The organism is Sorangium sp. So ce362, assembly GCF_051519845.1.
GTDB lineage: Bacteria > Myxococcota_A > Polyangia > Polyangiales > Polyangiaceae > Sorangium.
The window spans coordinates 1,268,331-1,281,529 of record NZ_CP150332.1 but is presented as its reverse complement, the minus strand read 5'-3'; the positions used below and the strand labels follow the sequence as shown (position 1 = coordinate 1,281,529).

Genomic DNA, 13,199 nt, shown 5'->3' with positions numbered 1-13,199 from the left:
TGACATACGTGAAATGGACGAACCAGCGCAGACCCTGGATCTGCGCTGGCCGCCTCGCGAACCTACCACCGGTAGTGGGCGAACGCCTTGTTGGCCTCCGCCATCTTGTGCGTGTCGTCGCGCTTCTTGACCGCGTTGCCGCGGTTCTGCGCCGCGTCGACGAGCTCGGCGGCGAGCCGCTCGCGCATCGTCTTCTCGCCACGCCCGCGGGAGTAGGTCACGAGCCACCGCATCGCCAGCGCGACGCGGCGCTCCGGGCGGACCTCGACGGGGACCTGGTAGGTCGCGCCGCCGACGCGCCGGCTCTTCACCTCGAGCTTCGGCTTCACGTTGTCGAGCGCCTTGCGGAAGACGTCGATCGGCTCCTCCTTGAAGCGCTCGCGCACGATGTCGAACGCGCCGTAGAGGATCCCCTCGGCTGTCGCCTTCTTGCCCGACTGCATCAGGGAGTTCGTGAACTTGGCGACGAGCTTGTCCTTGTACTTCGGGTCCGGAATGATCTTCCGCTTCGGGACTTCGCGACGACGGGGCATTCTTCGTTCCTCTGCTCGGCTTTCGCCAGATCAGGCCTTCGGGCGCTTCACGCCGTACTTCGAGCGCTTGCGGTTGCGGGTTGCCTTGTTGGTGGAGCTGGGCCCGGCGGCACCGGACGCGTCGAGCGTGCCGCGGACGACGTGGTAGCGCACGCCCGGCAGGTCCTTCACGCGGCCGCCTCGGATGAGGACGACCGAGTGTTCCTGCAGGTTGTGGCCTTCGCCCGGGATGTAGCTCGTCACTTCCATCTGGTTGCTCAGCCTGACACGGCAGACCTTGCGGAGCGCCGAGTTGGGCTTCTTCGGCGTCGTGGTATAAACACGTACGCACACGCCTCGGCGCTGCGGGCAGGACTTGAGCGCAGGAGAGGCCGTCTTGTAGCGGGCGGCCTCGCGGCCTTGGCGAATGAGCTGGCTGATGGTCGGCATAGAGACGCGGATTTCCACCTGAGGGATGGGGACGCGCAGGATACCCAGGAGCACAACCATGTCAAGCGGGACGAGACCCGTTCGTGCTGGATGCGTCCGCGCCCGGGTCTTCGGCGCGGCGCGCGGGGGTCGGGCGCGTCGCGGGGCGCATCGCGGGAGCGGTGGCTGACGCGCGCCGACGGCGCTCCAGGGCGCTCGGGGGGCTGCGCGTCGCGCCCGCGCGCGGCACGAGGCGGACGCCGACACGCGCCGGCGGCTCTTGGCGGCCCGGCGGCTGTTCGGTACGGTCGCTGCGTGGCGAAGAAGCTTTCACGCTCTCAGCGTAGAGAAAGCCGGCGGAAGGCGCCTCAGAGCGGCGCCGCGTCGGGGGCAGCGTCCCGCTTGGACACGAGGGTCGCGGGGCCCTCGTCGCGAAGCGACCCGGGCGACAGCGCGACGGAGAGAGGGCCGGTCGCGGCGCGCCTCGCTCCCACGACGAGCCGCCAGGGAGACGACGCCCCCCGCGCGACAGCGCGCGGCGCCGCCGCTGCGAAGGGCGAGCAACCGGCGCGAGCGCGCGGCGGAGGCACGCGCGCGAAGGCGGGGAGAGATCGCGTGCTCCTGGTCTTCCTGGGCCTCGTCGGGCTCGCCGCGGTGATCGTGTTCGCCGCGCAGTCGCCCCGCGCGCCGGAGCGCGCCAGGGAGGAGCCCGCGAGCACCGCGCGGACGCCGCAGGAGCGCGAGGCGCCGGAACCCTCCAGCGCGACCCCCGCTGCGCCGACGGAAGCGGGCGAGCTGCCGGCGCGACCTCCCGTCGATTCGTCGCCGCCGACCATCGTCACGGCCGAGGCGGCCGCTGGGGCGCCGGCGAGCGCCGCGGCCTCGCAGCACGCTGCGGCCAGCGCCGGCCCGCAGGGAGCAGCGACCGGCGCCGCGTCCGCGGCTGCAGCACCGCCGAAGAAGCGAGCAGGCGCGGCGAAGCCGGCCGCCGTGCCGTCCGGAGCGACGCCGACAGGTGCGACGCCGCCAGCCGCCGCGACGCCGACAGCGGATGCGACGCCGACAGCCGCGGCAACGCCGACAGCCGCGGCAACGCCGACAGCCGCCGCGACGCCGACAGCCGCGGCAACGCCGACAGCCGCCGCGACGCCGACAGCCGCCGCGACGCCGACAGCCGCCGCGACGCCAGCGGCGACGCCAGCGGGGGCGACGCCGCCGGCCGCGGCACCACGGCCCGCCGAGGCTCCCCTCGAAGGATCAAAAACGCCGCGATGAAAGGACGCCCGAGATGCTTCGCTTGAATGCCTTGCCCGACGCCGCCCGAGCGCCGCGCCGCTCGCCGCTCTCCTGCGGGCGGACGTTCGCCCTGCCGCTCGGCGTCGCGCTCTCCGGCCTCCTCGCCGCGACGACGGCGGTCGCGCAACCGGCGCCGCAACGACAACCCCCTGCGGCGTCGCCGGCGCAGCCTGGGGCCACTCCGTGGCAGCCCGGCGCGGCCGCGACGCCGCAACCGGCCGCGGCGCCGCAGCCCGGCAGCGCTCCCCCCGGGCCGCCTGGCGCCGCGACGCCACAGCCCGTTCCGCCAGCTCCCGCCGGGCCGCCCTACCCCGCGGCGCCCTACCCCGCGGCGCCCTACCCCGGGCCGCCCTACCCCGCGGCTCCGGGCGCCGCGACGCCGCAGGGGGGCCCTCAGCCCGCGCCGGGAGCATCGCCGGGCTACCCGCCGCCGGGATACCCGCCCCCCGGCTACCAGGGCGGCTACGCTCCCTATGGCGGTGCGTACCCGCCGCTGCCGCCGGGCTATCCGTCGAGCGCGGCGGAGATCCCGCCTGCGCCGCCCCCGGCTCCGCTGCGTCGAAAGAGCCCGAGCCTGATGCTGGGCGGCATCGCGCTCACCGCCGGCGGCACGATCGCGTTCTTCGCCGGGACCGGCCTGCTCGCCTCGGCGAGCGAGCGCTACGAAATCTACTGCGATTTCGGGGGCTACACCGGCATCTGCGACACGCGCACCGACGGCCCCCGTCAGGTCGCCGGCGCGCTCGTCTCGATCGGAGGCGGCATCATGCTCGCCGTGGGCATCCCGCTCTGGATCATCGGCGGCAAGAAGGTGCCGGCCACCGCCGATGCCCCCGAGAAACCCGCCCAGACGACGCTCTCGCTCGGCCCCGGATCCGCCGCGCTGCAGACGCGGTTCTGAGAGCGCCCCCTCGCCCGCTCCCGGCGCGCGCGGCGGCCCCGAGCGGCTCGCCTTGCCCGCTTCACCGTCTGCGCTGCCCGCGCGCGAGGCCGCCGGGGCGCCCGTCGCTCAGGAGAGGCCCTTCTTCTTCTTGCCGCCCTTGCGGTGCCGCGACTCTCCGTCCGACGCGTTCGCAGGCATGCGGAGGATGTGGAAACGCCCGCCGCCGCGCGCCAGCGGATCGCTGAGCTTCACCCGCTCGCGCGCGACCTCGATGAAGCGCTGCTGCGACCGCAGCGTGGGGGCGCCGGAGGGCACCTGGAGCTTGTGGTAGCTGCCGTCGCTCGCGAGCTCCCAGGTCTTCGCCGTGTCGGAGGTCGAGGTGCTCAGCATGTCCTCCACGCGTGCGCGGAGGGAAGGCTCGATGATCGGGACCATCAGCTCGACGCGGCGATGGAAGTTGCGCGGCATCCAGTCGGCGCTCGACATGTAGACCTCCTCGTTGCCGCCGTTCGCGAACCGGAACAGGCGCTTGTGCTCGAGGAAGCGATCGATGATCGCGCGCACCTGGATCCGCTCCGAGAGCCCAGGGATCCCAGGCCGGAGGCAGCAGATGCCGCGCACCGCGAGCTTGATGTCGACCCCGGCCTGCGACGCCGCGTAGAGCGCGTCGATGACGTCGACGTCCACGAGCGCGTTCATCTGCGCCAAGATCTCCGCCTTGCGCCCGGCCCGCGCGTGCGCCGTCTCGCGCGCGATGAGGCCCAGCACCGCCTGGTGCAGGCCGAGCGGCGCCACGATGATGCGGTTCCACTTGGGCGGCGCGCTGTAGCCCGTCAGGAGGTTGAAGAGCGACGTCATGTCCTCGCCGATCTCCCGGTTCGCCGTGAACAGGCCGATGTCGGTGTAGAGCCGCGCCGTCTGCGGGTTGTAGTTGCCCGTCGAGAGGTGCACGTAGCGGCGCAGCCTGTCCTTCTCGCGCCGCACGACGAGCAGCGCCTTCGCGTGCGTCTTCAGCCCGAGCAGCCCGTAGATCACCTGCACGCCGCTCTGCTCGAGCATCCTCGCCCACTGGATGTTGCTCGCCTCGTCGAAGCGCGCCTTCAGCTCGACGATGGCCGTCACCTGCTTGCCGCTCTCGGCCGCGCGGGCGAGCGCCTTCAGGATCGGCGAGTCGCCGCCGGTCCGGTAGAGCGTCTGCTTGATCGCGAGGACGTTCGGGTCGTCCGCCGCGCGGGAGACGAACTCGGCGATCGGATCGAACGACTCGTACGGATGGTGCAGGAGCACGTCCTGCTCCCGGATGACGGCGAAGATGTCCTCCACGTCCCGGAAGACCGGCGGGACCTGCGGCGAGAACGGCTCGTCGCGGTACTCGCGGCGCTCGTCGTCCGCGACGATGCCCATGAGGTCGGCGATGTGGAGCGGCCCCCGCACCCTGTAGACGGCGAGCGACGCGTCGACCTTGAGGGCGCGGCAGAGCCGCTGGACCGAGGTGCCGGCGCCCTCGCCGATGCCGATCTCCAGGCGCACGGCGTTGCCGCGATCGCGCCGGCGGAGCTCGGCCTGGATCGTCTCCAGGAGGTCCTCGCCCTCCTCCTCGTCGATCTCGAGGTCCCAGTTCCGGGTGACGCGGAAGGCGTACGTCCCGCGCAGCCTGCCCGAGGGGAAGAAGTCCTTCACGTGCCGGGCGATCACGTCCTCGAGCAGGACGAAGGCGCGCGTCGCGCCCTCCAGGCGGACCTTCATCAGCCGGCTCAGCATCGGCGGCACCTGGATGACCGCGAAGCCGGGCTCCTGCGCCTCATGCTCCCGGGAGAACATGATCCCGAGGTTGATCATCTTGTTGCGCAGGTGCGGGAACGGGTGCCCCGGATCGATCGCGATGGGCGTGAGGATCGGGAAGATGTCCGTGCGAAACCGATCGTCGAGCGCGCCGAGCTCGGCCGGGCCGAGCTCGTCCGGCCGGACGATCACGATGCCGGCGCGCCGGAGCGCCGGGATCAGGTCCGAGTTCCACAGCTGGTAGGCGTCGTCGACGAGCGCGTGGACCCGCGCGCCGATCGCCACGAGCTGCGCGTGGGCCGTGAGCCCGTCCGGCGGGACCTCCGCGATCGTGCGCTGCGTCTGCGCCTGGAGGCCGGCGACGCGCACCATGAAGAACTCGTCGAGGTTGGAGAAGAAGATGCTCAGGAACTTGAGGCGCTCGAACAGCGGCACCTCGTGCGATCTCGCCTCCGCCAGCACCCGCGCGTTGAACTCGAGCCACGAGAGCTCCCGGTTCAGGTAATGCGCCGGGTCGCCCTCGATCGGGATCGGCCCCGAGGGGACAGGGATCGACACCGGGCCGCTCGCCGGCGCGGCGCTCCCTCCAGAGATCGCTCCGGCCGGGTCGCTGGAGCCCGCTCCGGGCCTGTCGGCCTGGTCGGCATCCGTGTCGCCGCCGGAGCCGGAGGCGAGGGTTGTATCCGTGGAGGAGGGCAGGTCAACCATGGTCGAAGCTCCGATTTTAGCCCAGGTCTGATAGGGTCCGCCCATGGATTTCTGGCGACATCCGGGCGAGCTGAGGCACGCCTGCGAGCGAGCGCGCGCGGCGGGACGCCGCGTCGGTCTCGTTCCGACGATGGGCGCGCTCCACGCAGGCCACCTCGCGTTGATCGCGGAGGCGCGGCGGAGAGCGGACTTCGTGGCGGTGACCCTCTTCGTCAATCCGACGCAGTTCGGCGCCGGCGAGGATCTCGCGCGCTACCCGCGGACGCTCGAGCGCGACCGCGCCGCCTGCGCCGAGGCCGGCGCCTCGGGCCTGTTCGCGCCGGAGGCCGCGGCGATGTACCCGCCCGGCGAGGAGACGCGCGTGCGCGTCGGCGCGACCGCGGCCCCGCTCTGCGGCGTCCACCGGCCCGTGCACTTCGAGGGCGTCGCCACCGTGGTCACGAAGCTGCTCGCGCTCGCCGGCCCGTGCGTCGCCGTCTTCGGCCGGAAGGACTACCAGCAGCTCCAGGTGATCCGGCGGGTCGTCGCCGATCTGTTCTTGCCGGTCGAGGTCGTCGGAGCGACGACGGTGCGCGAGCCCGATGGCCTCGCCATGTCGTCGCGGAACGCCTACCTGTCGCCCGAGCAGCGGAGCGCGGCGCGCGCCATCCCGCTCGCCCTCGCCGAGGCGTGCCGCGCCTTCGCCCGCGGCGAGCGGCGCCCCGCCGCGCTCCTCGGACCCGCGCGCGCGCGCCTCGCGGCCGTCGCGACGAGCATCGATTACGTGGAGCTCGCCGATCCGGAGTCGCTGACGATCTGGAGCGAGGAAGCGGCGATCGGCGACCGGGCCCTGCTCGCGGTCGCCATCCGCCTCGGGACGGCGCGCCTCATCGACAACGTCGTCCTCGGGGAGGACGCGCCGCCCGTCGCGAAAGCGGGCGAGGAGGTCAGCTAGATGGCGAAGAGGAGCTCCGAGCAGGAGGGCCCCGCGCCCTCCCCGCGCCCGGCGGGAGAGACCGGCGGCGGCGTCTTCATCGTCTTCGAGGGCATCGACGGCGCCGGCACGAGCACGCAGGCCGAGCGCTACGCGGCGCACCTCAGGGCCGCGCGGCGCCTCGTCCACGTCACCCGCGAGCCGAGCGCCGGGCCGGTGGGCGCGCTGCTCCGGCAGGTGCTGACCCGCCGGATCTCGCTGCCCAGCGCCCGCCAGGCCGAGGTGATGGCGCTCCTCTTCTCGGCCGACCGCCTCGATCACCTCGGCGCCGAGGTCGAGCCGCTCCTCCGCGACGGGTACGTCGTGATCTCGGATCGCTACGACCTGTCGAGCCTGGCCTACCAGTCCACGACGGCGGCCGACGGCGGGGATCCAGAGGAAATTTTGGAATGGATCCGAATACTTAACCGTCACGCGCGGCGCCCCGACGCCACGGTGGTGATCGACGTGGCGCCCGAGATCGCCGAGAAGCGGCGCCGCGGCCGCGGGGGGGCAGAGGAGCTGTTCGAGAGGACCGAGCTGCAGGCGCGGCTCGCGGAGGCGTACCGGCGGGCGGAGGAGCTCGTGCCGGGCGACCGCGTCATCCACATCGACGGGGGTGGCCCGGTCGAGGAGGTCTCCCGCGCGATCACCGCCGCGCTCGGGCCGTTCGTGGAGCGGTGAGCCGGGGCGGCGGCTCATCGAGCCTCCGAGAGGAGCCGCGGAGGACGCGGAGCGTCCGTGTCTCTCCGCGCTCTCTGCGCCTCGGTCGTCCGAGCTCTCGAGTCGCGCGCTACGGACAGGCCGCGTTCGCGATCTCCACGTCGTCGATGTTCCAGCTCGACACGGTGTCGACGAAGGAGTCCCGCCCGATCTCGTAGCCGAAGCGGATCCGCAGGCTCGCGTTCTTGTGGGGGGTCAGGTCGTAGCGCATCTTCGTCCAGGCCGAGTCGCGGACGCCGGGGTAGGGCCCCGACTCGAAGAGCACCTCCCACCGGACGCCGTCGTAGACCTCGACCCGGTTCGTCATGTGGGGCGCCTCATCGCTGTTCAGGAAGCGCCAGAACGTCAGGTACACGCCGCCCGTGACATCGGCGTTGATGACAGGGCTCGTCAGGTGGAAATACGGGTGGACGCCGGGGGGGGCGTTCCCTCCGATGACCACGCCGGCCAGCCCGTTGTCCGGCGTCGCCGTGTGATCGAGCGCCGGATCGGCGTGCCCGTAGGTCTGCCCGGTGGAGGCCGCCGCCGCGCCGATCTGCCAGGTCGGACCGAGCTCCCACCCGGCCGCGTTGCTCTCGAACGTATCCCGGAAGTAGACAACCGGCGCCGCCGCGGCGCCGCCGCCCTGGCAGACGCCGGCCAGACAGGACTCCCCCACGGTGCACCAGTCGCTGTCGACGCAGACGCCCCCGTCGGGGACCGGGCGCGGCGTGCACACCCCGGCGTCGCTGCAGACGCCGCGCGTGCAGCCGACGGTCTGTGAGGAGCACGATTCCCCGGGGGTAGGGATGGAAATACAGGCGCCGTGCTCGTCGCAGACGCCACGGTTGCACTCGTCGGTCCCGGAGATACAGGCGCCGCCCGGCGCGATCGGCTCAGCATAGCAATTGCCAGAGCCCGGATCACAGGCGCCACCGTCGCACCCGACGCTCAGCGCGCTGCAGTCCTTGGGGACGCCCCCCTCGCAGCGGCCGCTCTGGCAGGTCTTGCCGACCCTGCACAGGTCGCCGGAGTCCGCGCACGGCGTCCCCTCGTTCCCCGGGACCGCCTCGCACGCACCGGTGGCCGGGTTGCACGCGCCGATATGACAGGAGTCCGGTACTTGGAAGAAGAAGCAATCCCGCTGGGTCCCGACGCAGGCGCCGTCCACGCACGCCGCGTTGAGCACGCAGCGGTCTTCCGTCGCGCACGACGCCCCGTTCTCCTTCGCCTCCACCCCGCAGCGGGGCTCGCCGCCCGCGTCGACGCACGTGACGAGGTGACAGCCGTCCGGCGCGATGCCGCAGTCCTCCTGCGCGCCGCCCTGACAGACGCCGTCCTCGCACGTCTCGCCGACCGTGCAGGCGTCCCTGTCGTCGCAGGGCTCCCCGCCCGCGCTGGGGACGAGCTCGCACGCGCGCGTCGCCTCGTTGCACACGGCCGTCATGCACTGCGATGTCGGGACGAGCGAGCAGTCTATCTGGCACGGAGCGCCGGCCCCGCCGCCGCTCCCACCGCTCGAGACATCCGGCCCGGCAGCGCCGCCGCCGCCCCCCGCCGCGCCCGAGCTGCCAGCGGACGTCGCGGCCGAACAGCCAAGATCCGTCAGGGCGACAGCGGCAATTACCCAGGGAATCCACCTAGTCATGTTCGCCTCTTTCCAGCAATCGTGACGCACCTCGTGGGAATTACGCGTCCTTCGCGGCTGCGCAAGGAAACATGATGTTCCGGCGCGCGAGCACCCGGAACGGTCAGCGACGACGAAGGGCGACGAACGGCGACGAACGGCGACGAACGGCGACGAACGACGGCGGCGAGGAGCGCCGCGCCGGCGGCGCGGGCGAGGACAAGAGAGCTGCAAGGAGCCGTGAGAAGCCGCGAAAGCAAAGACAGCGACGAGAGCGAAGACATCACGAGACCAGCAAGGCCAACAAACCGGAGAGCCCCTATCGCCCCGCGATCGAGAGATGCACTATGCTGACGAGATCGTCTCGGAGCTCGGCCACCCCTCGATAGACAGACTACTTCGCGCGTGGAGCCCGCGCGGCCGCGAGCCACGTCGCATCCATTTGCAGAGGAGCGCAGAGATGTCCTTCCGACGTCATTTCGTGTTTGCCCCTTTCCTCGTCGCCGCCGGGCTGGCCGCTCCATCGGGCGGCTGCGCGGCCACCGAGGACAGGAGGCCCCCGCGCGCCGACCCGCCGGAAGACGCCGAGAGCGGCGGAGGCGGCGCCTTCGGGGCGAGCGGCACGGGCGGAGGCGCGTCGCTCAGCGCGGGAGGGTTCGACGCGACCGGCGCGGGCGGCTTCGACGAGGGGACCTCCTGCGCACAGACGAGCGCAGCGGCCGCGCTCATGCCGCTCGATATGCTCATCTTGCTCGACCGCTCCGGCAGCATGCTCGGCTCGAAATGGAGCGGCGTCACGAGCGCGCTCTCGACCTTCGTGAACGACGCCGCCTCCGCCGGGATGAACGTGGGGCTGACCTACTTCCCGCGGGGCAACAACGGAATGAACGACTGCGACCACACGGCCTACGACCAGCTCGCGGTCACCATCGGCGAGCTGCCGCTGCACACGCCCGAGATCACCGGCTCCATCCGGGGCACCTCGCCGGGCGGCGGGACGCCCATGCGCCCGGCCCTCCAGGGGGTGCTCTCGAACGCGACCGCCTACAAGGACGCGAACCCGTCCCACAAGGTCATCGTCGTGCTCGCGACCGACGGCGACCCCTCCGGGTGCGCCGGAAACACGGTCGCGAGCACCGCGGAGATCGCGCAGCGGGCGCTCAACTACAACGGTGTTCAGACCTTCGTCATCGCCGTGGAAGGCGCGACCCTGGCCAACCTGGACCAGATCGCCGCCGCCGGCGGGACGGCGCGCGCGTTCGACGTCACCGCGGACGTCGCCGCGTTCTCGGCGAAGATGGCCGAGATCCGCGCGTCGGCGCTCCCGTGCGAGCTCCTCCTCCCCGAGCCGCCCGCGGGCGCGACCCTCGACACGAGCCGGGTCGCGGTCAGGTTCGCGGCGGGGAGCTCCAGCGCGCTGGAGATCCCGAAGGCGGACGACGAGGCCGACTGCGGTCGGGGGCCAGGGTGGTATTACGACGACGAGCTGCTCCCGAAGAAGATCATCCTCTGCGCCGCCTCCTGCGGGGTCGTGCAGCGCGAGGTGCAGGCGAAGCTCGACGTGCTCTTCGGGTGCGAGCCGACGCTGAACTGAGCGCCTCGCGCCCGGCCGCCGGCGCGGGGCTCACGATCGGCGCGGCGCGGGGCTCACGGCCGCCGCGGCGCCGCCGTCTTCAAGGCGTCGAGCGCGGCCAGGAGCTCGGCCTCGGTGAACGGGAGCCGCGCGAGCGCCGCCTGCTCGTCGGCGAGCGCGAGCTCGATCTCGCGCTGCGCGTCGCGGGCCCGGAGGACCCACCCCGACGACTCCCCGGTGCGGTCGCCGAGGTGGACGGTGCCGGCGAGCATCTTCTGCCCCTTCTCCAGGAGCACGCGGTAGCGCAGGCGCATCGCGCCCTCGAAGAGCTGCTTCTTCCGCGGGGTGTCGGCGCTCGGCGGCGGCGGGACCCGCATCACGTCGCGGTGGAGCTCCTTGTAGAGCTGCCCGATGCGGTAGCCCGCCATCGCCGACCAGTGGGCGTCGAGGCTCCGCATGGCCTCGGTGTAGGCACCCTGCGCATCGAGCAGCCCCTGGCAGCGCCGCTCCAGCGCCTCGGCGAAGCTCGCCGGCACCGGCACGAAGGTGATGGCCTCGCTCCGGCGCCGCCGCACCTCGCCGAGCGCAAAGCTCACCTGCGCGAGCTCGATCGGCGGCTTGCCCGACTCGCCCAGCCGGTGCGCCTCGATGAGATCGCGCGCGAGCCCGACCTGACGCGCCGCTTCATCCACGAGATCCTGCTCGACGAGGCCGAGCGCGAGGGCGCCGCGCGCCTCGATCGCCTCGAGCACGCTCAGATCGCCGAGGCGGAGCAGGCGGCGCGAGACCTCGACGAGCTCGGGCCACCGCTCGAGGGCGGCCGCCGCGCGCGCGAGCCGGAAGAGGGCGCCGCGCGCGACCGCGTGGTCCGGGAAGCGCCGCGCGACCTCGCGGTAGCGCTCGGCCGCGAGCGCGCGGTCGCCGAGCGCCTCGTGCGCGAGCCCGGCGTTGAACAGGCTCGGCGGCGCGACCTCGCCGTCGGGCGCGAGACGGACCAGCCGATCGAACAGGGGCGCCGCCTCGCGCGCCTCGTCGGCCAGGAGCAGCGCGCGCGCCCGTTCGAACTCCGCCGCGAGCTCGGCGTCCGAATAGGGCGATATGACGACCGGTGCGAGCTCGACAGGCGCGCGCGCCGAGGCCGCTTGCGGCGAACGCGCCCGGGCCGGCGCCGTGGCCTCCGAAGTGCATCCACCGAGGAATACTTGGAATATTGTGAAAACAAGGACCGCCGCAAGGGTGAGGAGAGCGTGCGGGGCGATGCTGGTTCTCGACATGGCCCGGGAAGAATAGCCCCACGCTCGAGGTTGTTCCGCTTCGTGCATGGACGGAGCTCTCAGTCTGGCCGTCCGCAACGGAGGTGGATTGCTGTGCGCACTAGGGCAATCCCCTGTTTCGGCTGCTGCTCCGTGGCGTTGCAGAGGGTACCGCCCGACAAAAAGCCTGCATTGATCCGCCATGTTGCGGTAATCTCGCATTCGTTCCACAGGCCGCTGTTTGGGCTCGTAGCTCGTCGGCGGCGGTCTCCTCTCCAGCGACGATCAAAACGAGGGTTCCTGTTGTGGGCTCTCGAAGGGTTCACGGCCCTGTGGTGGGGCCTTGGAGGTGGGTACATGAAGCATCAGATCATCTCTCCTCGCGCGGTGACGTCGGTCGGCCCGGAGCAGCGGCTCAGCATGGCGGAAGCGCGTCATCGCGAGCTCGACTCGCGCCTCAGGCAGCTGGGTCGGCGGGCGTTCTTGACACCGGGGGAGAGGATGGAGGCAGCCCAGCTCAAGAAACACAAGCTCGCCGCGAAGGACGAGATCGAGTCCCTGCGCCAGCGGCTCTCGTAGCGGAGCCCGACGGACCGACGATCTCCAGCGCCACGAACGGCGCCCCGCCCCGCATCTCCCCCTCACTGTTGCTGTCCAGTCGATCCGGCGCACCCACACGGTGGGACGGCCGCACGCGGCGCGATGCCAGCGCGCGGCGCAGCGCCGCCAGCGCGCCGCGGCACGACGACCGCGGACGCCGGCGCGCCGAGGTCAGAGCGTGGGCGCCGGGGCTTCCGGCGCGTCGGCCGGCGATCCAGGAGCCGCGTCGGGCGGCGGCGCAGCGTCGTGCGCGGCGCCGGTCTCCGGCAGCCCCTCGGCGCCGCCGTACACGTCGCGGTTGAGATCCGCGAGCGTCTCGGTGAGGCGGATCTTCTGCTCGCTCGTGACGCCTCCGGGGGTCTGCTTCTCGATCGCCGCGGCGAGCCCGAGCCAGTGGCGCGCGTTGTCGCGGTAGCCCTTGCGCGGATCGGCGACACCGGTGCCCTGCGGCGCAAGCTCGGCCAGGCGGTAGTCCGTCATGCCCCGGAGGTAGGCGTACTGCGCCCGCTCCGGGAGCGAGAACGAATCCATGTCGTGCTCGAGCACGCGGAACAGCGAAAGCGCCTGCTCGAACCGGTTCGCCTCGTAGTGGCTGCGGGCGCGATCGAGATCCTGCGTGTAGGTCGCGCAACCCGGCGCGAGGGCGAAAGACGAGAGGAGAAGGACGCACGAGACCAGGCGGCGCATGCGCGGAGGGTATCTCCCGCGTCGCGGCGCGATCAAGCGGGAAGGCAGCCCACCGCGCGGCGGCCGCCGCCTCCCGGGGCGCCCCCACCGGCCCGAGCGGAGATCGCGAAGGATATCCGCGGAGCCGTGGAGTCGCTGCGGAAGCAGGCGTGAGCCGTGGAAACGCCGGGAGCGGCCGGGATCCCGGCCGCCGGC

At 72.4% G+C, this 13,199-nt stretch carries 11 protein-coding genes; 5 read left to right on the top strand and 6 right to left on the bottom strand.

Translation table 11 applies throughout. From position 1 onward, the window contains the following. Positions 1-62 precede the first annotated feature (62 nt). Both rpsG and rpsL read right to left on the bottom strand, forming a co-directional pair. Positions 63-533 carry a 30S ribosomal protein S7 gene (gene rpsG / locus WMF17_RS05095; protein WP_437486970.1) on the bottom strand — a complete coding sequence of 157 codons (471 nt, stop codon included), beginning with the start codon at positions 531-533 and terminating at the stop codon, positions 63-65. Positions 534-563: 30 nt separating this feature from the next. Continuing rightward, positions 564-962: a 30S ribosomal protein S12 gene (gene rpsL, locus WMF17_RS05090; protein WP_012233473.1), complete on the bottom strand. Its 399-nt coding sequence runs from the start codon at positions 960-962 to the stop codon at positions 564-566. A 1,267-nt stretch (positions 963-2,229) separates the two neighbouring features. Between rpsL and WMF17_RS05085 the strand changes: the two genes are divergently transcribed. Continuing rightward, positions 2,230-3,138 carry a hypothetical protein gene (locus WMF17_RS05085; protein ID WP_437648445.1) on the top strand — a complete coding sequence of 303 codons (909 nt, stop codon included), beginning with the start codon at positions 2,230-2,232 and terminating at the stop codon, positions 3,136-3,138. A gap of 108 nt (positions 3,139-3,246) precedes the next feature. Here WMF17_RS05085 and ppk1 read toward each other — a convergent pair whose 3' ends face one another. Then, a complete protein-coding gene (ppk1, locus tag WMF17_RS05080) occupies positions 3,247-5,610 on the bottom strand; it encodes a polyphosphate kinase 1 (RefSeq protein ID WP_437600808.1) in 2,364 nt (787 codons plus the stop codon). 43 nt (positions 5,611-5,653) lie between these two features. On the opposite strand from ppk1, the gene panC reads away from it, so the two are divergent. Continuing rightward, on the top strand, positions 5,654-6,544 hold the full coding sequence (gene panC / locus WMF17_RS05075; RefSeq protein WP_437648443.1) for a pantoate--beta-alanine ligase: 891 nt from the start codon (positions 5,654-5,656) through the stop codon (positions 6,542-6,544). Further along, complete coding sequence (gene tmk / locus WMF17_RS05070; RefSeq protein ID WP_437600806.1) at positions 6,545-7,246, top strand: dTMP kinase; 702 nt, start codon at positions 6,545-6,547, stop codon at positions 7,244-7,246. A 109-nt stretch (positions 7,247-7,355) separates the two neighbouring features. On the opposite strand, the gene WMF17_RS05065 is transcribed toward tmk, so the two are convergent. Next, on the bottom strand, positions 7,356-8,912 hold the full coding sequence (locus tag WMF17_RS05065; RefSeq protein ID WP_437648441.1) for a hypothetical protein: 1,557 nt from the start codon (positions 8,910-8,912) through the stop codon (positions 7,356-7,358). 439 nt (positions 8,913-9,351) lie between these two features. On the opposite strand from WMF17_RS05065, the gene WMF17_RS05060 reads away from it, so the two are divergent. Continuing rightward, entirely contained in the window at positions 9,352-10,485 is a 1,134-nt protein-coding gene (locus tag WMF17_RS05060) for a vWA domain-containing protein (RefSeq protein ID WP_437648439.1), read from the top strand. A gap of 53 nt (positions 10,486-10,538) precedes the next feature. On the opposite strand, the gene WMF17_RS05055 is transcribed toward WMF17_RS05060, so the two are convergent. Next, positions 10,539-11,738: a tetratricopeptide repeat protein gene (locus WMF17_RS05055; protein WP_437648437.1), complete on the bottom strand. Its 1,200-nt coding sequence runs from the start codon at positions 11,736-11,738 to the stop codon at positions 10,539-10,541. A gap of 336 nt (positions 11,739-12,074) precedes the next feature. Here WMF17_RS05055 and WMF17_RS05050 point away from each other — a divergent pair, with 336 nt between their 5' ends. Further along, positions 12,075-12,296, top strand: coding sequence for a YdcH family protein (locus tag WMF17_RS05050; protein WP_437600802.1), 222 nt, complete (start codon positions 12,075-12,077; stop codon positions 12,294-12,296). A 192-nt stretch (positions 12,297-12,488) separates the two neighbouring features. On the opposite strand, the gene WMF17_RS05045 is transcribed toward WMF17_RS05050, so the two are convergent. Beyond that, on the bottom strand, positions 12,489-13,004 hold the full coding sequence (locus WMF17_RS05045) for a hypothetical protein (RefSeq protein WP_437600801.1): 516 nt from the start codon (positions 13,002-13,004) through the stop codon (positions 12,489-12,491). Positions 13,005-13,199: the final 195 nt, after the last annotated feature.

Bases quoted from the DNA above. Each gene is read 5' to 3' on its own strand.
- rpsG (WP_437486970.1), bottom strand. From the start codon at position 533: ATGCCCCGTCGTCGCGAAGTCCCGAAGCGGAAGATCATTCCGGACCCG.
- rpsL (WP_012233473.1), bottom strand. From the start codon at position 962: ATGCCGACCATCAGCCAGCTCATTCGCCAAGGCCGCGAGGCCGCCCGC.
- WMF17_RS05085 (WP_437648445.1), top strand. From the start codon at position 2,230: ATGCTTCGCTTGAATGCCTTGCCCGACGCCGCCCGAGCGCCGCGCCGC.
- ppk1 (WP_437600808.1), bottom strand. From the start codon at position 5,610: ATGGTTGACCTGCCCTCCTCCACGGATACAACCCTCGCCTCCGGCTCC.
- panC (WP_437648443.1), top strand. From the start codon at position 5,654: ATGGATTTCTGGCGACATCCGGGCGAGCTGAGGCACGCCTGCGAGCGA.
- tmk (WP_437600806.1), top strand. From the start codon at position 6,545: ATGGCGAAGAGGAGCTCCGAGCAGGAGGGCCCCGCGCCCTCCCCGCGC.
- WMF17_RS05065 (WP_437648441.1), bottom strand. From the start codon at position 8,912: ATGACTAGGTGGATTCCCTGGGTAATTGCCGCTGTCGCCCTGACGGAT.
- WMF17_RS05060 (WP_437648439.1), top strand. From the start codon at position 9,352: ATGTCCTTCCGACGTCATTTCGTGTTTGCCCCTTTCCTCGTCGCCGCC.
- WMF17_RS05055 (WP_437648437.1), bottom strand. From the start codon at position 11,738: ATGTCGAGAACCAGCATCGCCCCGCACGCTCTCCTCACCCTTGCGGCG.
- WMF17_RS05050 (WP_437600802.1), top strand. From the start codon at position 12,075: ATGAAGCATCAGATCATCTCTCCTCGCGCGGTGACGTCGGTCGGCCCG.
- WMF17_RS05045 (WP_437600801.1), bottom strand. From the start codon at position 13,004: ATGCGCCGCCTGGTCTCGTGCGTCCTTCTCCTCTCGTCTTTCGCCCTC.